This window comes from Granulicoccus phenolivorans DSM 17626 = NBRC 107789 = JCM 15570, assembly GCF_000423085.1.
Lineage (GTDB): Bacteria > Actinomycetota > Actinomycetes > Propionibacteriales > Propionibacteriaceae > Granulicoccus > Granulicoccus phenolivorans.
In genome coordinates this window covers 20,709-42,923 of sequence record NZ_AUHH01000038.1, presented here as the reverse complement: position 1 = coordinate 42,923, position 22,215 = coordinate 20,709, and the positions used below count along the sequence as shown (strand labels likewise).

Sequence of the window (22,215 nt, the reverse complement as noted above, 5' to 3'; positions counted from 1 at the left end):
CCAGGGTCGCTTGCGGTGGTACGTCGGTGCGGATCGTCGGCTGCTGGACCAGCGGGCCCAGATCGGGCCACGCTCGGCCGCCGGCCAGCACCTCTTACGACAGGAGAGTTGTGGGTGTGCTGTCCTGCGACGGGAAAGTTGTGGGTGGGCCGTCCCGCGACAGAAAAGTTGGGCGTGGGCGCTCGTGCGACAGGAAAGTTGGGCATGGGCCGTTCTGCGACAGGAAAGTTGGGCATGGGCCGTTCTGCGACAGGAAAGTTGGGCATGGGCCGTTCTGCGACAGGAAGATCCATCTCGCATGGGCGCGGGTGATCCCGCGGTTGCTCCAACAGGCGCGGGATTCCGTCCCAGTCGCTGGGTCGTCTTTGGCGGTGCGGGAAGCGTGCCACCTGGCCGCGGGGTGCACCCGTCGGCGCCTCAGGTGTCCACGTCCGGGCTGACCTCGCCTCGTGGGTATAGGAGCCCCGGGGCTCACGGTCATCCAGCGCCGCATTCGAGGAATCGGCGATGCCAGCCACGTCCCGCGCCTGCTGCACCGGGTGCTGGTTCCGTATCTCCGTCGCGGAAGGGAGGTTGCTGTCGCGGGAGGGCTGGCTCCTCAGCATGCTGTCGCGGAATGGAGGAAGCTGTCGCGGGAGGGCCGGCTCCGGAGATTGCTGTCGCGGGACGGGCGGTGCGCTCCTGCGTCCGCCACCCACCAGCCCCCCGTCGACGCACCCGCGGTACGCCCGCCCCGCCGACGCATCCGCCGTACGCCCGCCCCGCCGTGATGCCAACCAGACACTCGGCGGGCGGCAAAGAAAGTCTCCCGAATCAGGGAATACCCGGGGATACCTCAGAGTTGAGTCTACATAGCTCAACTTTGCAGCTCACATCCTTGCGTCACCCGGACTCAAGGAGCATAGTTGAGTGCAGGCCGCTCAAGGAGTGCCGCACCGCGAGGCGCGACCCCCTCCCCGAGAGTTCGAGCGGCGAAGACCCGGCTGGGAGAACCCAGTCGACACTGTTCAACTGGAGGAACACTTATGGCCCGTGCAGTCGGTATCGATCTGGGCACCACCAACTCCGTGGTTGCCGTTCTCGAAGGTGGCGAGCCCACCGTCATTCCCAACGCCGAAGGTGCCCGTACGACTCCGTCGGTCGTCGCGTTCGCCAATGGTGGCGAGGTCCTGGTCGGCGAGGTCGCCAAGCGCCAGGCCGTTACCAACGTCGACCGCACCATCCGCTCGGTCAAGCGTCACATGGGCACCAACTGGACCACCCCCGAGATCGACGGCAAGAAGTACACCCCGCAGGAGATCTCCGCTCGCGTGCTGATGAAGCTGAAGCGCGACGCCGAGGCGTACCTGGGTGAGACGGTCACCAACGCCGTGATCACCGTGCCGGCGTACTTCTCCGATGCCGAGCGTCAGGCCACCAAGGAAGCCGGCGAGATCGCCGGTCTGACCGTCGACCGCATCGTCAACGAGCCCACCGCCGCCGCCCTGGCGTACGGTCTGGATCGCTCTTCCGACGACGAGGTCGTGCTGGTCTTCGACCTCGGTGGTGGCACCTTCGACGTGTCCCTGCTCGACATCGGTCACGACAACGGCAAGTCCTTCTTCGAGGTCAAGGCCACCAACGGTGACAACAAGCTCGGTGGTGACGACTGGGACAACCGCGTCGTCGACTGGCTGGTCACCCAGTTCAAGAACAAGAACGGCGTTGACCTGTCCCAGGACAAGATCGCCAAGCAGCGTCTGGCCGAGGCTGCCGAGAAGGCCAAGATCGAACTGTCCTCGGCCTCGGAGACCTCGATCAACCTGCCCTACATCACCCTGGGCGCGTCCGGCCCGCTGCACCTGGAGGAGAAGCTGTCGCGCGCCGAGTTCCAGCGGATGACCTCCGACCTGCTGGACCGCTGCAAGGCGCCGTTCCACTCGGTCATCAAGGACGCCGGTATCTCTGTCTCCGACATCTCCCATGTCGTGCTGGTCGGTGGTTCCACCCGCATGCCGGCCGTGGTCGACCTGGTCAAGGAGCTCACCGGCGGCAAGGAGCCGAACAAGGGCGTGAACCCCGATGAGGTCGTCGCCCTGGGTGCCGCGCTGCAGGCCGGTGTGCTGAAGGGTGAGGTGAAGGACGTCCTGCTGCTGGATGTCACCCCGCTGTCGCTGGGCATCGAGACCAAGGGGCGCGTGATGACCAAGATCATCGAGCGCAACACCACGATCCCGACCAAGTCGTCGGAGGTGTTCACCACCGCCGAGGATAACCAGCCCGAGGTGATGATCCAGGTGTACCAGGGCGAGCGCCCGATGGTCACCGACAACAAGCTGCTGGGTCAGTTCCAGCTGACCGGGATCATGCCCGCCCCGCGCGGCGTCCCGCAGATCGAGGTCACCTTCGACATCGACGCCAACGGCATCGTGCACGTCACCGCCAAGGACCTGGCCTCCAACAAGGAGCAGTCCATGACCGTGACCGGTGGCTCCGCGCTGAGCAAGGACGACATCGACCGGATGGTCAAGGATGCCGAGGCGCACGCCGAGGAGGACGCCAAGCGGCGCGAGGCGGTCGACACCAAGAACGAGGCCGAGGCCCTGGTCTTCCGCACCGAAAAGCTGCTGGCGGACAACGCCGAGAACATCGACGAGCCCGTCAAGACCCCCGTCGAGGAGTCGCTGAAGGCGCTGAAGGAGGCCATCGAGTCCGACGACACCGATCGGATCAAGGCGGCCACCGACGACCTGAACACCAAGGCTGCCGCGATGGGTCAGGCGATGTACGCCAAGGCCGCCGCAGCGCAGCAGGCCGGGGCCGAGTCGGCCCAGTCCGGCAACGCCTCCGGTGCCCAGGACAACGCCGATGACGTCGTCGACGCCGAGATCGTGGACGAGGACGACAAGAAGAACAAGTGATCCGTCGGCCCCGGGCCTGACCCCGCACGCATCGTGCGGTCCTGCCGACCGGGGCCGGGAATCCATCCCGGGTCGGGCCATCGGTACGCATCGATGGCCCGACCTGTCATGATCGGGGCATCAGCCCCGACAACCGAACCGGGGCGAACGCGCCCCACCGAAAACCGGGCGGGAGAGCAGAGCCCGCCGTCCGTACAAAACGCATGGAGGATCCGTGGCACCCGAGCAGAACCCCGACCAACCCGAACGCCAGCAGCCCGAGGACGCCCAGCCCGCGTCGGAGCAGCCGAAACCGGGGAACCCCGGGGCGGCTCCGGACGCCGAGGGCGAGGTGATCGTCCCCGACACGATCGAGGAACTGGAACTGCTGGAGGAGGCCGGTCCGGCCGATCGTGAGGCCGACCTGGCCAAGCAGCTGGCCGAGCGTACCGAGGACCTGCAGCGCCTGGGCGCGGAGTACGCCAACTACAAGCGCCGAGTCGACCGGGACCGCGCCGCGGCCCGACAGGCCGGCATCGAATCGGTCCTCAACGACATGCTGCCGGTGCTCGACAGCATCGCTGCCGCCCGTCAGCACGAGGGCGAACTCACCGGCGGCTTCAAGCTGCTGGCCGATGAACTGGAGAAGCTGGCGACCAAGCACGGCCTGGTCTCCTACGCGGCCAAGGGCGAGCCCTTCGACCCGCAGATCCATGACGCGCTGATGCAGGCGCCGATGCCCGGGGCGACCGAGCCGACCGTGCTCGACGTGATGCAGCAGGGCTTCAAACTGAACGACCGCGTCCTGCGCGCGGCCCGGGTTGCGGTGGGGATGCCGGCCGAGGAGCCGGCCACCGACAACCAGACCGACAACAACTGAACTGACCCCGAGGAGGGCGGCCGATGAGTACCAAGGACTGGATCGAGAAGGACTTCTACAAGGTTCTCGGGGTCGACAAGAACGCCAGCGCCGACGACATCAAGAAGGCCTTCCGCAAGATTGCCCGGGAGAACCACCCGGACCAGAACCCCGACAACGCTGCGGCGGAGAAGCGGTTCAAGGAGGCCTCGGAGGCCAACTCGGTCCTGTCCGACCCGAAGAAGCGCAAGGAGTACGACGAGGCGCGCAAGCTGTTCGGCGGCGGTGGCGGGGGCTTCCGGTTCCCGCGCGGCGGCTCCGGCAGCGGCGGGAGCAATCCGATGGACGACCTGTTCCGCAACGCCCAGGGCGGCGGCGGGAACTTCGGCGACCTCTTCGGTGATCTGTTCAACCGGGGCGGGCGGACCACCGGTGCCACCGGTCGTGGGCCGCGCCGCGGTACCGACATCGAGGGCGAGGTGTCGCTGACCTTTGAGGAGTCGGTCGAGGGCAAGACCGTGCCCATCCAGCTGACCTCCACCGATGCGTGTCCGTCCTGCCACGGCACCGGCGCCCGCGCCGGGACCATGCCGCGGGTCTGTCCAACCTGTGAGGGATCCGGGATGCAGACCTCGTCCTCCGGCGGGGTGTTCGCGGTCACCGAACCGTGTCGCGACTGCCGCGGCCGGGGCCTGATCGTCGATGACCCCTGCCCCGAGTGCAACGGCTCCGGGCGGGCCAAGTCGACCCGGACGATGCAGGTACGCATCCCGGCCGGCGTCAACGACGGCCAGAAGATCCGGGTCAAGGGCAAGGGCGGTCCCGGCGAGAACGGGGGCGCGGCCGGTGACCTGTACGTCCTGGTGCATGTCGCCTCCCACCCGCTGTTCGGCCGCAGTGGGGACAACCTCACCGTGACCGTACCGATCACCTTCCCGGAGGCGGCGCTGGGCGCGGAGATCACGGTGCCGACCCTGAAGGGCCCCGCGGTGCGGATCAAGATCCCGGCCGGGACCCCGAGTGGGCGTACGTTCCGGGCCCGCGGCAAGGGTGTACCGCGCAAGGACGGTACGCGTGCGGACCTGCTGGTTACCGTGGAAGTAGTCGTTCCGCAGAAGTTGGATCCGGCGGCCCAGGAGTCGCTGCGCGAGTACGCCGCCGCGGCCGGGGAGCCCGATCCGCGCAAGAACCTGACCCGCTGAGCCGGCGCACCGAGGGAGGAGACATGGCACGTATCAGGGCCGACGGTCATGGCCTGCAGAAGGTCGATCCCGACGCGCCGATTTTCGTGATCTCGGTGGCGGCCCAACTCTCCGGGATGCATCCGCAGACGCTGCGCAGCTACGACCGGATGGGGCTGGTCCGGCCCAGTCGGGCCAGCGGCCGGGGGCGGCGGTACTCCGCGCGCGATGTGTCCCGGCTGCGGCTGATCCAGAAACTGTCCAAGGAGGACGGGATCAATCTGGAGGGGATTCGGCGCATCCTGGAGATGCAGAGCGAACTGGAGGAACTCCGGGGCCAGGTGGCGGAACTGACCGAACAGATCCGGATTGCCCAGCGCGGCACCGGGCAACGGCTGTTTTCGGCCGATCGGTCGGGTGGAGTTGGTACGCTGCAACATCCGCGCCCGGCGGGCTGGCAGCGGCAACGCGCGCTCCCGGCCAAGTGATCGGGCGCTCGCGGACAGGAGGGTGAGGATGGCCGGTGCTTCTGGGCAGGGGACCGATGTGGTGGTGCCGGCGACCCGCGCAGCCGCGAAGGCGGAGCGACGCATCGAGATCCTGGCAGCGGCTGCCCGGTTGATGGCCGCTCGCGGCTTCCACAGCGTGCGCCTGGACGACATCGGCCAGGAAGTAGGCATTTCCGGCCCGGCCATGTACCGGTATTTCGACTCCAAGGAGGGGGTCCTGGCCGAACTGCTGGTCGGGATCTCCGAGCGGCTGCTGGCCGGCGGGCAGCAGGTCCGCGACGCCGACCTGGCCGCCGACGAGGTCGTGGCCGGCCTGATCGCGCGGCACGTGGACTTCGTGCTGACCGAACCCGACCTGATTCTGATCCAGTTCCAGGACCTGCGCAGCCTGCCGGAAGGGCCGCGGCACCAGGTGCGCACCCTGCAGCGCGAGTACGCCGAGATCTGGGGCGATGCGTTGCAGGCACAACAGGCCGGCCTGGACCGGACCGAGGCCCGGGCCCGCGTCCATGCGGTGTTCGGGCTGCTCAACTCCAGCCCCCGACTGCCGGTAATGGCAGCGGAGGACCTGCGTCCGATCCTGACCCGGATGGCCCTGGCGGCGCTGGCCGCCTGATTCCCCGGGCAATCCCGCGCCGCCGGATCCAGCTGGCTGCGGCGGAGTGTGCGGATCGTGCTGCTACTTCCGAGTAAATGGGCCGATTGGACTGATTCGTGCCATCGAGGGACAGAATCCGCACACAGGAGGGTTGGCAGGATCGGCCTACTGTCGTCCCAGCGATCAATCTCAGCACACATTCCACGAAACGTCGGATATGTTCCCGGAGTATCGGAAGAATCGACCCTCAGGGCATAGACATGACCCCGTGGTGCGCGTTACACTCGTCTCAGTTAATACGACTTAACTTAATTGCAACTAACTGAACGCTGGGGGCCGTCGATGGAGACCGCTGCGAACTCGCCGCGAGACGAACACCTGAACCTGGTCGCCGACCTGCGCGCCCGGCTCGATCGCGTCGCCCTCGGCGGCGGGGAGAAGGCCCGGGCGCGGCACCTGGAGCGCGGCAAACTCCTGGTCCGCGACCGGATCGACGTGCTGCTCGATCCGGGCAGCCCCTTCCTCGAGCTGGCTCCGCTGGCCGCCGAGGAGATGTACGGCGGCAAGGCGCCCGCCGCGGGCATGGTCGCCGGCATCGGCCGGGTCGAGGGCCGCGAGTGCATGATCGTCGCCAATGACGCCACCGTGTCCGGCGGCACCTACTACCCGATCACGGTGAAGAAGCACCTGCGGGCCCAGGAGATCGCCCTGGCCAACCGGCTGCCGTGTATCTACCTGGTCGACTCCGGCGGCGCGATGCTGCTGGAGCAGGACGAGGTCTTCCCCGACCGGGACCACTTCGGCCGGATCTTCTACAACCAGGCCACCATGTCCGCCGAGGGAGTGCCGCAGATCGCCGCGGTGCTCGGCTCGTGCACCGCCGGCGGGGCGTACGTGCCGGCGATGAGTGACGAGGCCATCATCGTCCGCAACCAGGGCACGATCTTCCTGGCCGGGCCGCCGCTGGTGAAGGCGGCCACCGGCGAGGAGGTCACCGCCGAGGAACTGGGCGGCGGCGACCTGCACGCCAAGATCTCCGGGGTGGTCGACCACCTGGCCACCGACGACTACGACGCGCTGATGCGGGTCCGGCAGATCATCGCGACCACGCCGCGCCCCGAGCCGGCCCCGTGGGAGATCCTCGAGACCGTCGACCCGATCCGCCCGCAGACCGAGCTCTACGACCGCGTCCCGGTTGATTCGCGAACCCAGTACGACGTCCGCGAAGTCATCGAGACCATCGTCGACGGCGGCGAATACACCGAGTTCAAGGCCGAGTACGGCACCACCCTGGTCACCGCCTTCGCCCACATCCACGGTCACCCGGTCGGCATCATCGGCAACAACGGGGTGCTGTTCAGCGAGTCCGCGCTCAAGGGTGCCCACTTCATCGAACTGTGCGACCGGCGCAAGATCCCGCTGGTCTTCCTGCAGAACATCAACGGCTTCATGGTCGGCCGCGAATACGAGGCCGGCGGCATCGCCAAGAACGGTGCCAAGATGGTCACCGCCGTGGCGTGCGCCCGGGTGCCGAAGTTCACCGTCGTCATCGGCGGCTCCTTCGGGGCCGGGAACTACTCCATGTGCGGCCGGGCGTACTCACCGCGGTTCCTGTGGATGTGGCCGAACGCGAAGATCTCGGTGATGGGTGGCGCCCAGGCCGCCGACACCCTGGCCAGCGTCCGGGCGAACCAGGTCCGCCGCTCCGGCGGGGAGTGGACCGACGCAGACCAGGCCGAGTTCACCGCCCCGATCCGCGAGCAGTTCGAGACCCAGTCCTCGGCGTACTACTCCACCGCGCGGCTGTGGGACGACGGCGTGATCGACCCCGCCGACACCCGCACCGTCCTCGGCCTCGCCCTCTCCGTCGCCGCCAACGCCCCCCTCGCGCCGGTCAACAACGGCGTCTTCAGGATGTGATCACCGTGACCTCGACTCCCACCACCGGTATCTCCTCGGTCCTCATCGCCAACCGCGGCGAGATTGCTTGCCGGGTCATCCGGACCCTGCACGAACTCGGCATCACCGCCATCGCGGTCTACTCCGATGCCGACGCCGGCGCCCGGCACGTTCGCGAGGCCGACCTGGCCGTACGCCTGGGCCCCGCCCCGGCAGCCCAGTCCTACCTCGACATCGCCAAGGTGATCGCCGCGGCCAAGGAGACCGGTGCCGACGCGATCCACCCCGGCTACGGCTTCCTGTCCGAGAACGCGGCCTTCGCCAAGGCCTGCGAGGAGGCCGGGATCATCTTCATCGGCCCGCCCGCCTCGGCGATCAACACGATGGGCGACAAGATCTCCGCCAAGGCCGCCGTGTCGGCCCGCGGAGTCCCCACGGTGCCCGGGATCAGCCGCCCCGGTCTGACCGACGCCGACCTGATCGGGGCCGCCGCCGAGGTGGGCTACCCGGTTCTGGTGAAGCCGTCGGCCGGCGGTGGCGGCAAGGGCATGCGCCGCGTCGAGCGGGCCGAGGACCTGCCGGAGGCGCTGGTCTCCGCGCGCCGCGAGGCGGCGTCCTCCTTCGGCGATGACACGCTCTTCCTGGAGCGCTTCGTGGACACCCCGCGGCACATCGAGGTGCAGATCCTTGCCGATCGACACGGCAACGTGATCCATCTCGGCGAACGCGAATGCTCGCTGCAGCGGCGCCACCAGAAGGTGATCGAGGAGGCGCCGAGCCCGCTGCTCGATGCGGCCACCCGCGACCGGATCGGCGCCGCGGCCTGCGATGCGGCCCGCTCGGTCGACTACGTCGGTGCCGGGACCGTGGAGTTCATCGTTTCGGCGAAGGCGCCGGAGGAGTTCTTCTTCATGGAGATGAACACCCGGCTGCAGGTCGAGCACCCGGTCACCGAAATGGTCACCGGCGTCGACCTGGTCGCCTGGCAGGTCCGGATCGCGGCCGGGGAGCCGCTCACCCTGGCCCAGTCCGACATCACGATGACCGGACACGCCATCGAGGCCCGGGTGTACGCCGAGGACCCCGGCAACGGATTCCTGCCGACCGGCGGCACCGTGCTGGCGCTGCGTGAGCCGAGTCGCCCCGGCGTACGGGTGGATTCGGGGTTGCGGGAGGGCACCGAGGTGGGCTCCCACTACGACCCGATGCTGGCCAAGGTGATCGCCCATGCCGCCGACCGGAGCCAGGCGCTGCGGGCGCTGGACGCGGCCCTGGCCGACACTGCGGTGATCGGGCTGCGGACCAATATCGACTTCTGTCGCTTCCTGCTGAACCGGCCTGAGGTGCTCGCCGGCGATCTCGACACCGGTCTGCTCGATCGCTCGGTCGACAGCTACACCCCGACCCCGGCCCCGGTCGGCGCCCTGGTCGCGGCCGCGATGAGTCGTACCGAGGCCCGCTGGGCCGCGGTCCCGAAGAACCATCGCAGCGCCTGGGACATCCCCAACGGCTGGCGGATCGGTGAGCGGGCCCCGGTCTACACCCGCGTCGATGCCGGCTCCGGCACCGCTGCGGTCACCGTCGGCCTGCAGGGTACGCCGCAGGACGCGACGATCACCCTCGGCGATGCGCTGATCGGCGCGGCCACGCCGACCGAGGCCCCGACCCGGCACCACGCCCGGGTCGCCCGGGACGGCGAGCAACTGCGGATCACCGTCGACGACCGGCAGCAGATCTGGCTGATCCGGCGGACCGGCGACACGTTCTGGGTGCACGGCGAGCGCGGTACCTGGGACCTGCGGCTGCGGCCGCTGATCGATCCGCGGATCCATGACGGCGCGGTCGCCGATGCCGAACTGCGCAGCCCGATGCCCGGCGCGGTGATCGCGGTCCATGTGGCCGACGGCGCCGAGGTCGCCGAGGGCGACCCGGTGATCACCGTCGAGGCGATGAAGATGGAGCACACCCTGCGCGCACCGCTGGCCGGGACCGTCCGGCTGCACGCGGCCGTCGGGGCGCAGACCACCGCCGAACAGGTGCTCGCCACGATCGATCCCACCCCGGCCGAGCCGGCCGAATCCACTGACGCAGGAAACAAGGAGTAACCCCGATGTGGGAATTGGAAGACCACTACCGCGATGTGAAGGCCCAGGTCGCCGACTTCGCCGACAAGCAGGTCGCGCCGGTCTCGGAGAAGCACGACGTCGAACACAGCTTCCCCTATGAGCTGGTCGCCCAGATGGGGGAGATGGGCCTGTTCGGGCTGCCGTTCCCCGAGGAGTTCGGCGGCGCGGGAATGGACTACTTCGCCCTCGCCCTGGCCCTCGAGGAGCTCGGCCGGGTGGACCAGTCGGTCGCCATCACCCTGGAGGCCGGCGTCAGCCTCGGCGCGATGCCGCTGTTCAAGTTCGGCACCCAGGAGCAGAAGGAAACCTGGCTGCCCGATCTGGTCGCCGCCAAGCGGCTGGCCGGCTTCGGTCTGACCGAGCCGGAGGCGGGCTCGGACGCCGGCGCCACCCGGACCACCGCCCGGCTGGTCGACGGGGAATGGGTGATCAACGGCGCGAAGCAGTTCATCACCAACTCCGGCACCGACATCACCTCTCTGGTCACCGTCAGTGCGGTCACCGGGGAGAAGGAGAACGGGAAGAAGGAGATCTCCACGATCATCGTCCCGTCCGGCACCCCCGGGTTCGTCGCTGAGCCGGCGTACAACAAGGTGGGGTGGAACGCCTCCGACACCCACCCGCTCTCGTTCACCGACGTCCGGGTGCCCGAGGCCAATCTGCTGGGCGTCCGCGGGCGCGGGTACGCGCACTTCCTGAGCACGCTGGACGAGGGGCGGGTGGCGATCGCCGCCCTGTCCACCGGTGCCGCCCAGGGCTGTGTCGACGAGTCGGTGCGGTACGCCAAGGAGCGGATCACCTTCGGCGTGCCGATCGGGCGCAACCAGGGGATCTCGTTCAAGATCGCCCGGATGGAGGCCCGCGCCGCGGCGGCTCGGGCGGCCTACTACGCTGCTGCCGGCAAGATGCTGGCGGGCAAGCCGTTCAAGAAGGAAGCCTCGATCGCGAAACTGGTCGCCTCCGAAGCGGCGATGGACAACGCGCGCGACGCCACCCAGGTGTTCGGCGGGTACGGCTTCATCAACGAGTTCCGGGTCGCCCGGCACTACCGCGACTCCAAGATCCTGGAGATCGGGGAGGGCACCACCGAGGTCCAGCTGATGCTGATCGCACGAGAGTTGGGACTGGGATGAGCGAAGGCTCGGCAAATCCGCCGCGCAAGGAAGTCGTGCAGCGCGGGCTGTGGTTCGAGGAGTTCGAGGTCGGGACGGCGTACCTGCACCGGCCCGGGCGCACGATGACCGAGGCGGACAACGTGCTGTTCACCACGCTGACCATGAACACCCAGGCACTGCATCTGGACGCGGCCTGGGCGGCGGAGAACTCCGGGTTCGACGGCCAGCGGCTGATGAACTCGATGCACACCCTGGCGACCCTGGTCGGGCTGTCGGTCGCGCAGCTCACCATGGGCACGATCGTGGCGAATCTGGGTTTCTCCGAGGTCAATTTCCCCAAGCCGATGTTCCACGGGGACACGCTGTACGCCGAGACCCTGATCACCGACAAGCGCGAATCGAAGTCGCGGCCCGGGGAGGGGATCGTCACGATGGAGCACATCGGGCGCAACCAGCACGGGGACATCGTGGCCAGAGCGACCCGCAAGACCCTGGTCAAGCTGGCACCCGAGGGGAACGCATGAGCGGGTGGGTGCCGGCCGGTCCGGCGTTCCTGTTCTGCCCGGCCGATCGGCCTGACCGGTACGCCAAGGCGGCCGATCGCTGTGACGTGGTGATCCTCGATCTGGAGGACGCCGTCGCGCCGGGCGCGAAGGCCGCGGCCCGCGAGGCAGTGTTGGCACAGCCGCTGGATCCGGCGCGGACGATCGTGCGGATCAATGCGCTGTCCACCGAGTACGCCGAGGCCGACCTGGCCGCGCTGGCGCAGACCGACTATCGCGTGGTGATGCTGGCCAAGGCGGAAACCGCGGCCGATGTGGCTCGGGTCGCCGACGCCGGGTTCGGCGTGCTGGCGCTGCTGGAGACCCCGCTGGGCATCCTGAATGCCGCCGAGGTCGCCGCCGCGCCGGGGACGGTCGGCCTGATGTGGGGCGCGGAGGACCTGGTCGCCGGCCTGGGCGGAGCGACCAGCCGGTTCACCGACGCGGAGGCGGGGCAGCCGGTCGGGAAGTACCGCGACGTGCCCCGGTACGCCCGCTCGGCCGCGGTGCTGGCGGCGGCGGCGTACGGGCGGTTCATGATCGACTCGGTGCACCTGGACATCGCCGATACTGCCGGGCTGCGGGCCGAGGCACTGGATGCGGTGAATCTGGGGCTGGCCGGGACCGCGTGCATCCACCCGTCGCAGGTGGCCGTGGTGCGGGAGGCGTACGCGCCGAGCGATGAGCAGGTCGCCTGGGCGAAGAAGGTGCTGGCCGCGGCCGAGGGGAACGCGGGCGTCTTCCAACTCGACGGTCAAATGGTCGATGCGCCGGTATTCCGGCAGGCGGAGGCGATCCTGCGCCGCGTGCGCTGAGCCGACCGCGGGTCTCCGCCGCGAAGCGTCGTTTTCGATGTAGTCAAACCGACGGCGGTCCAGTCAGACCGCATTTGAGGAGGCGTCGGGACGATCGAGTGCATCGAAAACGACGAATGCGCGGTTGTCCCCGCCCGGAGGCCTTCCCCGCTGACGGGGCCGCGCCCGGAGCTTGCAGGGCTGTGCCCGACCCACCCACGGGTACAGTCGTCCGGGTCTGATCGACCCGAGGAGGCATTATGTCCATTGGTGGTGGAGGGATCCTGGGGATCCTGCTCATCGTATTGCTCGTCATCATCGTGGGCGCGGTGATCGCCTTCGTGCTGCTTCGACGCAACAGGACCAACACGCCGCCGCCGTCGATCCCGACCGGCGGCCCGGGCTACGGCCAGCAGCCCCAACAGGCGGCTCAGCCCTGGAACCCCGGCCAGTCGGGCCAGGTTCCCGGCCCGCAGAACGGCCCGTCCGGCCCGCAGAATCCGGGCCCGCAGGCCCCCGGCCAGTGGACCCACTCGCCCCATCAGTGACCGCCGACGCCGGGGTACGCACCGGCTGAGGTGAACCCCGCCGGCCGAGGCGTCGGCGGGGCCGGTCCGGGGCGGTGCCACGCCCGACGCGGCCCAACCCGGCAGTGCCGCCGGTGCCGCATCCCCCGTCCGCATGTGCCCCGCACCCGGGACATTCGTCAGCCCAGCAGTACCAGAGCCCAAGTTGACCCCTTCTTCGCTCACGTCCTAGCATGCTAGTACGAAACACCGAGCAAAGGAGCTTGCATGTCTGCACCGACGCAGACGGACGCCATCGTGGCCCCGGACTCCACCGGCGCCCCGAAGACCAACCCGGCCCGCGTGGCCGTGGCGAGCCTGGTCGGCACCACCGTCGAGTACTACGACTTCTTCATCTTCGGGACCGCGGCCGCCCTGGTCTTCCCGCACCTGTTCTTCCCCGGCTCCGATCCCCTCACCGGCACCCTGCTCTCCTTCGCCACGCTCGGCGTCGGCTTCCTGGCCCGCCCCCTGGGTGGCATCGTCTTCGGCCACTTCGGCGACCGGATCGGTCGCAAGAAGATGCTGGTGATCACCCTGCTCGGCATGGGTCTGGCCACCGTCCTGATGGGCCTGCTGCCCAGCTACCACACCATCGGCATCGCCGCGCCGATCCTGCTGACGCTGCTGCGTCTGGTCCAGGGCTTCATGGTCGGCGGCGAATGGGGCGGCGCCACCCTGATGGCCGTCGAGCACGCCCCGGCCGGCCGCCGTGGCTTCTTCGGCTCCTTCCCGCAGATGGGCGCCCCCGCCGGCGTCGGTCTGGCCACCGCCGCCTTCCTGGTCGCCGCCACGCTGCCCGACGAGCAGTTCCTCGCCTGGGGCTGGCGGGTTCCGTTCCTGCTCAGCGCCGTGCTGGTCGTGGTCGGCCTGGCCATTCGCCTTGCGGTCTCGGAGTCCCCGGCCTTCCGCGCGATCGAGCAGGATGACAAGAAGGAAGCCCTGCCGATCGCGATCGCCTTCCGCGATCACTGGAAGTCGATCCTGCTGATCGCCGGGGTCTACCTGAGTCAGGGCGTCCTGGCCTATATCTGCATGTCCTACTTCGTGAACTACGGGTCCAAGCAGGTCGGCATCCCGCGGGTGGAGGCGCTGCTGGGCGTGCTGGTGGCCTCGATCGTCGCGCTCATCCTGTACCCGATCTTCGGTGCCCTGTCCGACTTCTTCGGCCGCAAGACCATGTACCTGATCGGTGCGGCAGCCATGCTGGTCAGCATCATCCCGGCCTTCCTGCTGATCAACACCGGCAACTCGGTGCTGTTCGCCGTGGGTGTCACGCTGATCTTCGGCATCGCGATGTCGCCGGCCTCCGGGGTCACCGGACCGCTGATGTCCATGGTGTTCCCCAAGGAGGTGCGCTACTCCGGCGCCTCGATCGGCTACACCATCTCCCAGCTGGCCGGCTCGGCCTTCGCTCCGATGATCGCCGCCGCCCTCTTCGGGGCCACCGGCAGTTGGTGGTCGGTCGCGATCTACCTGCTGGTCGTCGCCGCGATCTCGGTGATCGCCACCTACCTGCTGCCGCGTCCGATGGGTCGGGCCGAGGCCACCCTGCAGCGCGCCGAGGTGCACTGATATGAGTGTTCCCATGGATGCCGTGACCGATCCGCAGTTCGACACCGACGTGCTCGTCGTGGGGGCCGGCCCGTTCGGGGTCACCACCGCGCTCGCCCTGGCCCAGCAGGGCGTCCGGGTCCGGATGATCTCCCGCGCCCCCTGGGTGGCCAACACCCCGCGGGCCCACATCACCAGCCAGCGCACCATGGAGGTGTGGCGCGACCTCGGCGTCGAGGAGCGCGCCAAGGCCGTGGCCACCCCGTGGGACCAGATGGGCGAAGGCCTGCTCGCGGTCAGCCTGACCGGCCCGGAGATCGCCCGGATGCCGTCGTGGGGCAGCGGCTTCGCCCGGCACGGCGACTACGTCGCGCACAGTCCCTGCGACTACCTCGACATCCCCCAGGACCGAATCGAACCGGTCCTGGTGGATGCCGCCGGGCAGGCCGGGGTGACCATCACCTATCACACCGACCTGGTCAGCTTCGAGCAGGACGCGGACGGCGTCACCGCCACCCTGCAGAACCGGCTGTCCGGGGCCGAGGAGATCGTCCGGGCCCAATACCTGGTCGGTGCCGACGGCGCCCGGTCCAAGGTGGCCGAGACGATCGGTCTGCCCTTCGAGGGCCACGTCAGCCGGGCCGGGACGATCTACACCCAGTTCCGCGCCGACCTGAGCGAGTACGTGGCCCACCGGCCGAGCATTCTCAACTGGTTCTTCAACCCCGGCACCGCCGTCGGCGAGATCGGGCTGGGCCTGCTGCGCTGCACCAAACCGTGGAACGAGTGGATCTGCGGCTGGGGCTTCCTGGTCGAGGACGGCGTCCCCGAACTCAGCGACGCGGAGGTCACCGCGCGGATCCGGGAGCTGGTCGGGGTGCCCGACCTGGAGATCGACATCTTCAACCGGATGATCTGGTACGTGAACCAGCAGTACGCCACCACGCTGTCCAGCGGTCGGGTGTTCTGCGGCGGCGACGCCACCCACCGGCATCCGCCGAGCAGTGGCCTGGGCCTCAACACCTGTGTCCAGGACGCGCACAACCTGGCCTGGAAGTTGGCGTACGCGGTCAAGGGGTACGCCGGTCCGGGCCTGCTGGAGTCCTACTCCGCCGAACGGGCCCCGGTCGGCAAGCAGATCGTGCTGCGGGCCAACCAGTCCCGGCTGGACTACGCCGCGATCCGGGACTGCCTGGACACCTCCGGGGACGCCGATCCGGCCACCAACGCGATCGCCAACCTGCAGGCCCCGACCGAGGCCGGCATCGCGCTGCGCGCCAAGCTGGAGGACGCCCTGCAGCTCAAGGAGTACGAGTGGAATGCCGAGGGGGTGGAGAAGAACCATCGCTACGTCTCGACGGCGGTGCTGCCCGATCCGACCCAGGCCCCGGAGGCGTTCGAGGATCCCGAGTTGTTCCACCAGCCGGCCGTACGCCCGGGCGCCAAACTCCCGCACGCGTGGCTGGTCGGCGCCGACGGGCGGCGGGTCTCGACCCTCGACCTCGTCGGCAAGGGCCGGTTCACCCTGCTGTCCGGGCCGGCCGGAGTGGCCTGGCGTACGGCGGTCGACGGGCTCGCCGAACCCTGGCTGGACTGCGTCCTGATTGGTGCCGATGACCGGGCGCAGGACCTCTATCACGACTGGTACCGTAAGCGAGAGGTCCATGAGGCGGGTGCTCTGCTGGTACGTCCGGACGGTGTGATCGCCTGGCGATTGCCCCACGCGGTCTGGGATTCGGCAGAGGCAACGCGGCTGCTTCGGACCGCACTGGACGAAGTACTCGATGTGAACAATCCGGTTCCCGACGGAGCAGATCCGTCGGTTCCCGACGGAGGAGATCTGTGAGCATTTCTGGAGGAATATCGTGAGCGTTTCCCTGGTGTGCATGTCGCACACACCCCTGATGGCATTCAATGAGCCCGCCCCGGGCGTCCGGGATGAGGTGGACGCGATCTTCGACGAGGTCCGTGCCTTCGTCAAGGAGATTGATCCGACCCTGGTGATCTCCTTCGGACCGGATCACTTCAACGGCTTCTTCTACGACCTGATGCCGCCGTTCGCGGTCTGTCTGCAGGCCGTGGGGGTCGGCGACTTCGACACCGCCGTCGGGGATCTGAACGTCCCCGAGCAGCGCGCCTTCGACCTGGTCACCTACCTGGCCGGGCAGGAGCTGGACATCACGATGTCGCGCAAGGCCCAACTGGACCACGGCTCGGTGCAGATCCCGGAGATGGTCCTCGGTGGGCTGGACACCTACCCGATCATTCCGATCTTCGTGAACGGGGTCGCCCCGCCTTTCGTCCCGATGAAGCGGATCCGCCTGCTCGGCGAGGCGGTCGGTCGCTGGGTGAACGAGTTCGCCGCCGACGAGCGGGTCCTGGTGATCGGCACCGGCGGGCTGTCGCACGATCCGCCCGTGCCGCGCTGGGGCACCGCCACCGACCAGCAGAGGGCATTCCTGTTGGAGGGTCGCAATCCGACCCCGGAGGCCCGCGCGGCCCGGCAGGAGCGGACCATCACCACCGGGCAGAAGTTCGCCAAGGGGGAGGCCGACATCATGGACCTCAATCCCGAATGGGACCGGGAGTTCCTGGAGATCTGCGCCAGCGGTGATACCGCCAAGTTCGACGCGTACCAGCCCGATGAGATGACCGCCGCGGCCGGCAACTCCTCCCACGAGGTGCGCTGCTGGGTCGGTGCGGTCAGTGCCGCCCGGGAGGCCGGTCAGCTGCAGGTACGCACCCAGTGGTACAAGGAGATCCCGGAGTGGATCGCCGGCTTCGGCGTCCTCACCGCCACCACCGCCTGAACCAGTACTCGGCGCTTACGGCGCGATCCACGATCACATCTACGAAGGAGACAGTCCATGTCGCTGACCTACGAGAGCACCAGCCAGTTCGTCAAGACCAAGAACTGGAACATCCACACCAATCAGGCCGGCGAGGGCGAAGCGATCGTCCTGCTCCACGGCTCCGGCCCGGGGGCGACCGGATGGTCGAACTTCAACAAGAACATCCCCGTCCTGGCCGACGCCGGCTACCGGGTGATCGCCGCCGACATGCCCGGCTGGGGCGAGTCGGATCCGTGCCCCTGGGAGAAGCGTGAGCACTACCTCGCCGTCGCCGAACTCCTGGATGCCCTGGAGATCGAGAAGGCGACGCTGATCGGCAACTCGATGGGTGGTGGCACCACCGTCCGCTTCGGCTACGAGTTCCCCGAGCGGGTGAACAAGCTGATCACCATGGGCTCCTCGATGGGGGCGCCGACGCTGTTCGGTCCCGGTGGTCTGACCGAGGGTCTGAAGATCCTCCAGCAGGGGTACCGCGAGCCGACCTTCGACACGATGAAGCGGCTGGTCGACGTGATGACCTTCGATTCGTCCTTCGCCACCGACGAGCTGATCCAGGGCCGGGCGGACATGACCGCTGCCCATCCGGAGCACAACAAGAACTTCATCGAGTCGATCGGCAAGAAGGCCGTGGTGGAACTGGACCACAAGCAGGTCCAGACCATCCAGGCCCCGGCGTTGATGTTCCACGGTCGCGATGACCGGGTCGTGCACTTCGAGAACACCCTGCGCCTGGTGCAGCTGATCCCGAACGCCCGCATGGTCCTGATCAACAGGTGCGGCCACTGGCTGCAGATCGAGCACGCCGACACCTTCAACCGAATGGTGCTCAGCTTCCTCGCCGAGTGAGTCGGTCCGTGCCCGGCGTCGCACCCGGCGCCGGGCACGGGATTCGCCCGCTCCCGGCCGCCGGGTGACAGGCAGGCAGCATTCGTTTCACCCGGGCGGCCAGAATTGGCGTTCTACGCGCACCGATGTCGCCTCCCTGTCATCGGAGTCCTGAAGGAAGCAATCAGCATGGCCAGTCGTCGCCCCCTGGGCAGCCGCGCCGGCGTCGTCGGTGGGCGGCTGGCCAGCGCGCTCTACGACGACCTCAAGCAGCAGTTGATCGCCGGTCGGCTCGCCCCAGGACAGGCCCTGGTGGTCACCGAGATCTGTGCGGAGCACGGAATCAGCAAGCAACCGGTGATGGAGGCGCTGCGCGCGCTGGCCGCCGACCGGCTGGTCGAGATCCAGCCCCAGGTGGGTGTGCGGGTACGCGAGTTCACTCCCGCGGAGATCGAGGCCTTCTTCTGGCTGTTCTCCCGGTCGGAGGGTGCGCTGGCCCATCGGGCCGCACTGCAGCGCACCGACGCCGAGGTGGCGCAACTCGAGGTGTTGTGCACCCGGTTGGAGGCACTGGAGGCCGCTGCGCCGACCGAACAGCAGCAGGGCTACCTGGCCGCGAACCAGGACCTGCACGCCCTGATCCACCAGATGGCCCGCTCGGAACTGGTCGAGGAGATCAGCCAGGGCCTGTGGGATCTCAGCGACTTCCTGATCGCCACGCACGGCGACGGCGTACGCGGCCGGCTGCCCGAGCGCAATCACGGGCACCGACAGATCCTGGACGCCATCCGCGCCCGCGACGGCCATGCCGCCGAGGCGGCGATGATCGCCCACATTCTGGCCACGCCGCTGGCCGGGCGGGGTGAGGAACCGCTGTCGACGGCGTCCTGACCCAGTAGCCCCGCAGCCGGCAAGCCCGAGAGCCGGTGCCCCGGACGTTCCCGCGGCAGTGCGGGAGGCCCGGGGCGTACGGATCACTGGGCCTGGCGCGCCCACAGGTCGGGACCGAAGACCTCGTACTCGATCTGATCGGCCGGGACACCGCGGTCGATCAGGGTCTTGCGGGCCGCGGACATGAACGGCAGCGGACCGCACATGAACACCCGCGGGTTCTCCGGCAGATCGACCTTGGTCAGATCCATCCGGCCCGGGAGCGCGGGCCTGCGGGTGGGCGCGTCCTCGGCACCCTGCTCGTACCACAGCTGGCCCTCGTAGTCCTTCATCTGCAGGACCTGACCGAGCATCCGCTGGTAGAGCGCCTGCGACTCGTGGGCCCGGTCGGCATGGAACAGCCGAACCGGCCGCCGGGGCTGGCGCTGGGCCAGATCCTCCATGATCGCCGCGACCGGGGTGATCCCGATCCCGGCCGAGATCAGCACCAGCGGCTGCTCGGTGTTGTCCAGGATCACGTCCCCGGCCGGCTGGGACACATCCAGCACGGTCCCGACCTGGGCGTGGTCGCCCAGCCAGTTGGAGACCCGCCCGTCCGGGGCGCCGTCCTCGCCGCGGACCCGCTTGATCGTCACCCGGAAGGCGTCCCCGCCGGGAACCCCGGAGATCGTGTACTGGCGGGGCTGACGCTCGGTCGGCGAGAGGTCGACCGCGATCGAGACGTACTGACCGGTGGTGTGCGGAGGCAGCGGGCCCTCCACCGGCTGGAGTTCGAGGGAGAAGATCTCATCGGTCTCGTCGAACCGGTCGATCACCCGGTACTTGCGCCACGGCTGGTCCGGCGCGGAGCCGCCCAGGGTGTACAGCCGGGCCTCCTCGGCGATCAGCTGGGTCGCGAACAGCCAGTAGACCTCGTCCCAGGCGGCGGCGACCTCCGGGGTGACCGCATCGCCGAGCACGTCGCCGACGGCCCACATCAGGTGGTGTCCGACGATGGTGTACTGCGGGCCGGTGATCCCCAGCGAGACGTGCTTGTGCGCAATGCGCCGCATGATCGGGCCGAAATCGGGGGCGAACGGATCGATCAGGTGGACCGCATAGGCGACCACCGAGGCGGCCAATGCCTTCGCCTGATCCCCGGCGACCTGATTGGCCATATTGAACACCCGCTTGAGTTCGGGGCGCGCCTCGAACATGTGCGCGTAGAAGCGCTTGGTGATCTCGTCGCCATTCTCGGCGACGACTCCGGCGGTGGCCTTGACCACGGCTTCGGATTCGGGGGACAGCAGCATTGCTTCTCCTTCGGGACGGTCAGTCAGTAGACGGACAACCAATAAACACGGAACAACAGTACAAAAGCTAGCGGTCGGCACGCCGTTGTGCAGCCGGATCCGATCCGCAGTGACCGGTCTCACGATTGAAACAGTTGGCAACCCCCTCGGCGGCACCGGGGTGGGGTAAGGAGAATGAACACATGATCGAACTCCCCGAGGCAATCACGCTGGAAACCGGACGAGGCGGCCTGCCCGTGGTCAAGGTGGCTACCGCGGCCGTGACGGGGGAGGTCTACCTGCTCGGTGCCCACGTCACGGCCTGGACCCCCGCGGGCGAGGCGCCCGTGCTGTGGGTCAGCGAGCAGTCGAACTTCCTGCGCGGTACGCCGATCCGCGGCGGCGTCCCGGTATGCGCGCCGTGGTTCGGCCCCGGCCGGCACGGGGACAAGCAGCCGGCGCACGGGTGGTTCCGGATCAGCGATTGGGAGCTCACCGGCGCCGAGGTGGTCGACGACGAGGCCCGACTGACCTTCGCACTGACCGGGCCGGGCGGGATCAGCGCGGAATACCGGGTGCTGCTGGGGCGCAGCCTGCACCTGGATCTGAGCGTCACCGCCGGCGCGGACCCCCTCGACCTGGAAGAGGCCACCCACGCCTACTTCGCGGTCAGCGACATTCACGGCGTACGGGTGGACGGGCTGGCCGGGGCGCACTACGTCGACAAGGCGCCCGGCGGGGCCAGCGACAACGTCGAACTCGGTCCGGTGACCTTCACCGGAGAAACTGACCGGGTCTATGCGCACACCGGGCCGGCCACGGTGATCGACCCCGATGGCCGGCACATCACCCTGAGCAAGCACGGATCGAACAACACCGTGGTGTGGAATCCCTGGGTCGACAAGGCCGCGGCGATGGGTGACTTCGGCGACGACGAGTGGCCGGGCATGATGTGCCTGGAGGCGGCCAACGCGCTCGACGGGTATGTCGCCCTGCAGCCGGGGGAGACCCATACCATGCAGGTGACCTACGCCCTGAGCTGAGGCCGGCGCCCTGAGCTGAGGCCGGCCCCCGTCGGCGGCGGCGATCCGGCGTAGCCTGGAAGCGTCGACCGGCGGGGGAGTCATGTCGAAGTATCACCTGCTCTACCGGCTGCGGATCACGCCGTGGGAGCGGTACCGCACCGCCGCGGCCGGAAGCGTGGCCCGGTTGCTCAATCGGGAGGCGCACGAGCGCCCCGAGCTGGGCCGGGCGCTGGATCTGGGCTGCGGCCTGGGCCACTACACCCGAGAGCTCGCCCGCCAGGGCTGGACGGCCACCGGGATCGACGCCGTCGCCGGCGCGATCGAGCGGGCCCGGACCTTCGGTGACGGCGACGTCGGGGACGGCCATGTCCGCTTCGTCGAGGGCGACGTCCGGGACCTGGCCGAGGACCTGGGCACCTTCGACTTCTTCCTCGATGTGGGCTGTCTGGAGGGGCTGGACGACGCCGACCTCGCCCGCGCCGCGGCGAGCATCACCGCCCGGGCCAATCCCGGGGCGACCCTGCTGATGCTCGCCTTCGGCCCGCGCTTCCACTGGTTGATCGATGGCCTCTCCCGGGAGCAGATCGAGCGCGCGTTCGCCGGCTGGACCATGCTCCGGGTCGAACCCGCCCAGACCCGGGGGCTCGGCTGGCCGATGAACATGACCTCCCCGCACTGGTACCGGCTGCGCCTGGCGTGATCCAGCGACGGCGCCGGATCCGGTGATGC

19 protein-coding genes are annotated in these 22,215 nt (G+C 68.8%); 18 read left to right on the top strand and 1 reads right to left on the bottom strand.

The window, feature by feature from the left end; genetic code table 11:
• The first annotated feature begins 1,025 nt into the window (after positions 1-1,025).
• From dnaK to G531_RS22830, 16 genes are all read left to right on the top strand, one after another.
• Positions 1,026-2,900 (top strand): molecular chaperone DnaK, encoded by a 1,875-nt coding sequence (gene dnaK, locus G531_RS0114445; protein WP_026927797.1) that lies wholly within the window; start codon positions 1,026-1,028, stop codon positions 2,898-2,900.
• 331 nt (positions 2,901-3,231) lie between these two features.
• On the top strand, positions 3,232-3,759 hold the full coding sequence (locus G531_RS22845) for a nucleotide exchange factor GrpE (protein WP_051215535.1): 528 nt from the start codon (positions 3,232-3,234) through the stop codon (positions 3,757-3,759).
• Positions 3,760-3,782: 23 nt separating this feature from the next.
• Entirely contained in the window at positions 3,783-4,940 is a 1,158-nt protein-coding gene (gene dnaJ / locus G531_RS0114435; protein WP_026927796.1) for a molecular chaperone DnaJ, read from the top strand.
• A 23-nt stretch (positions 4,941-4,963) separates the two neighbouring features.
• Entirely contained in the window at positions 4,964-5,407 is a 444-nt protein-coding gene (locus G531_RS0114430; RefSeq protein WP_051215534.1) for a heat shock protein transcriptional repressor HspR, read from the top strand.
• 28 nt (positions 5,408-5,435) lie between these two features.
• The gene (locus G531_RS0114425) at positions 5,436-6,044 is read left to right on the top strand and encodes a TetR/AcrR family transcriptional regulator (RefSeq protein ID WP_026927794.1); all 609 of its coding nucleotides are present in this window, start codon (positions 5,436-5,438) and stop codon (positions 6,042-6,044) included.
• 324 nt (positions 6,045-6,368) lie between these two features.
• Positions 6,369-7,946, top strand: a complete 1,578-nt coding sequence (locus tag G531_RS0114420) for a carboxyl transferase domain-containing protein (protein WP_026927793.1) — start codon at positions 6,369-6,371, stop codon at positions 7,944-7,946.
• A gap of 5 nt (positions 7,947-7,951) precedes the next feature.
• Complete coding sequence (locus tag G531_RS0114415; protein WP_026927792.1) at positions 7,952-10,030, top strand: acetyl/propionyl/methylcrotonyl-CoA carboxylase subunit alpha; 2,079 nt, start codon at positions 7,952-7,954, stop codon at positions 10,028-10,030.
• A gap of 5 nt (positions 10,031-10,035) precedes the next feature.
• Positions 10,036-11,184 (top strand): acyl-CoA dehydrogenase family protein, encoded by a 1,149-nt coding sequence (locus G531_RS0114410; protein WP_026927791.1) that lies wholly within the window; start codon positions 10,036-10,038, stop codon positions 11,182-11,184.
• Positions 11,181-11,690: a MaoC family dehydratase gene (locus tag G531_RS0114405; protein ID WP_026927790.1), complete on the top strand. Its 510-nt coding sequence runs from the start codon at positions 11,181-11,183 to the stop codon at positions 11,688-11,690. The genes G531_RS0114410 and G531_RS0114405 overlap by 4 nt, the downstream gene beginning before the upstream one ends.
• Entirely contained in the window at positions 11,687-12,523 is an 837-nt protein-coding gene (locus G531_RS0114400; protein WP_026927789.1) for an HpcH/HpaI aldolase/citrate lyase family protein, read from the top strand. The genes G531_RS0114405 and G531_RS0114400 overlap by 4 nt, the downstream gene beginning before the upstream one ends.
• Positions 12,524-12,762: 239 nt before the next feature.
• A complete protein-coding gene (locus tag G531_RS0114395) occupies positions 12,763-13,050 on the top strand; it encodes a hypothetical protein (protein ID WP_026927788.1) in 288 nt (95 codons plus the stop codon).
• 246 nt (positions 13,051-13,296) lie between these two features.
• The gene (locus G531_RS22840) at positions 13,297-14,643 is read left to right on the top strand and encodes an MFS transporter (RefSeq protein ID WP_051215533.1); all 1,347 of its coding nucleotides are present in this window, start codon (positions 13,297-13,299) and stop codon (positions 14,641-14,643) included.
• Between the two features lies 1 nt (position 14,644).
• Entirely contained in the window at positions 14,645-16,468 is a 1,824-nt protein-coding gene (locus tag G531_RS22835; protein WP_217996386.1) for an FAD-dependent oxidoreductase, read from the top strand.
• Positions 16,469-16,487: 19 nt separating this feature from the next.
• The gene (locus G531_RS0114380; RefSeq protein ID WP_026927787.1) at positions 16,488-17,432 is read left to right on the top strand and encodes a 3-carboxyethylcatechol 2,3-dioxygenase; all 945 of its coding nucleotides are present in this window, start codon (positions 16,488-16,490) and stop codon (positions 17,430-17,432) included.
• A 57-nt stretch (positions 17,433-17,489) separates the two neighbouring features.
• Complete coding sequence (locus G531_RS0114375; RefSeq protein WP_026927786.1) at positions 17,490-18,320, top strand: alpha/beta fold hydrolase; 831 nt, start codon at positions 17,490-17,492, stop codon at positions 18,318-18,320.
• Between the two features lie 168 nt (positions 18,321-18,488).
• Complete coding sequence (locus G531_RS22830) at positions 18,489-19,190, top strand: GntR family transcriptional regulator (RefSeq protein WP_051215531.1); 702 nt, start codon at positions 18,489-18,491, stop codon at positions 19,188-19,190.
• An 83-nt stretch (positions 19,191-19,273) separates the two neighbouring features.
• On the opposite strand, the gene G531_RS0114365 is transcribed toward G531_RS22830, so the two are convergent.
• Positions 19,274-20,482, bottom strand: coding sequence for a globin domain-containing protein (locus tag G531_RS0114365; RefSeq protein WP_026927785.1), 1,209 nt, complete (start codon positions 20,480-20,482; stop codon positions 19,274-19,276).
• 182 nt (positions 20,483-20,664) lie between these two features.
• Here G531_RS0114365 and G531_RS22825 point away from each other — a divergent pair, with 182 nt between their 5' ends.
• Together G531_RS22825 and G531_RS0114355 are read left to right on the top strand one after the other, a co-directional pair.
• Positions 20,665-21,504, top strand: a complete 840-nt coding sequence (locus G531_RS22825; protein ID WP_035759093.1) for a D-hexose-6-phosphate mutarotase — start codon at positions 20,665-20,667, stop codon at positions 21,502-21,504.
• Positions 21,505-21,586: 82 nt separating this feature from the next.
• The gene (locus G531_RS0114355) at positions 21,587-22,186 is read left to right on the top strand and encodes a class I SAM-dependent methyltransferase (protein ID WP_026927784.1); all 600 of its coding nucleotides are present in this window, start codon (positions 21,587-21,589) and stop codon (positions 22,184-22,186) included.
• Positions 22,187-22,215 lie beyond the last annotated feature (29 nt).

Excerpts from the sequence above, each read along its gene's own strand:
- dnaK (WP_026927797.1), top strand. The coding sequence starts at position 1,026 with ATGGCCCGTGCAGTCGGTATCGATCTGGGCACCACCAACTCCGTGGTT.
- dnaJ (WP_026927796.1), top strand. The coding sequence starts at position 3,783 with ATGAGTACCAAGGACTGGATCGAGAAGGACTTCTACAAGGTTCTCGGG.
- G531_RS0114430 (WP_051215534.1), top strand. The coding sequence starts at position 4,964 with ATGGCACGTATCAGGGCCGACGGTCATGGCCTGCAGAAGGTCGATCCC.
- G531_RS0114425 (WP_026927794.1), top strand. The coding sequence starts at position 5,436 with ATGGCCGGTGCTTCTGGGCAGGGGACCGATGTGGTGGTGCCGGCGACC.
- G531_RS0114420 (WP_026927793.1), top strand. The coding sequence starts at position 6,369 with ATGGAGACCGCTGCGAACTCGCCGCGAGACGAACACCTGAACCTGGTC.
- G531_RS0114410 (WP_026927791.1), top strand. The coding sequence starts at position 10,036 with ATGTGGGAATTGGAAGACCACTACCGCGATGTGAAGGCCCAGGTCGCC.
- G531_RS0114405 (WP_026927790.1), top strand. The coding sequence starts at position 11,181 with ATGAGCGAAGGCTCGGCAAATCCGCCGCGCAAGGAAGTCGTGCAGCGC.
- G531_RS0114400 (WP_026927789.1), top strand. The coding sequence starts at position 11,687 with ATGAGCGGGTGGGTGCCGGCCGGTCCGGCGTTCCTGTTCTGCCCGGCC.
- G531_RS0114395 (WP_026927788.1), top strand. The coding sequence starts at position 12,763 with ATGTCCATTGGTGGTGGAGGGATCCTGGGGATCCTGCTCATCGTATTG.
- G531_RS22840 (WP_051215533.1), top strand. The coding sequence starts at position 13,297 with ATGTCTGCACCGACGCAGACGGACGCCATCGTGGCCCCGGACTCCACC.
- G531_RS22835 (WP_217996386.1), top strand. The coding sequence starts at position 14,645 with ATGAGTGTTCCCATGGATGCCGTGACCGATCCGCAGTTCGACACCGAC.
- G531_RS0114375 (WP_026927786.1), top strand. The coding sequence starts at position 17,490 with ATGTCGCTGACCTACGAGAGCACCAGCCAGTTCGTCAAGACCAAGAAC.
- G531_RS22830 (WP_051215531.1), top strand. The coding sequence starts at position 18,489 with ATGGCCAGTCGTCGCCCCCTGGGCAGCCGCGCCGGCGTCGTCGGTGGG.
- G531_RS0114365 (WP_026927785.1), bottom strand. The coding sequence starts at position 20,482 with ATGCTGCTGTCCCCCGAATCCGAAGCCGTGGTCAAGGCCACCGCCGGA.
- G531_RS22825 (WP_035759093.1), top strand. The coding sequence starts at position 20,665 with ATGATCGAACTCCCCGAGGCAATCACGCTGGAAACCGGACGAGGCGGC.
- G531_RS0114355 (WP_026927784.1), top strand. The coding sequence starts at position 21,587 with ATGTCGAAGTATCACCTGCTCTACCGGCTGCGGATCACGCCGTGGGAG.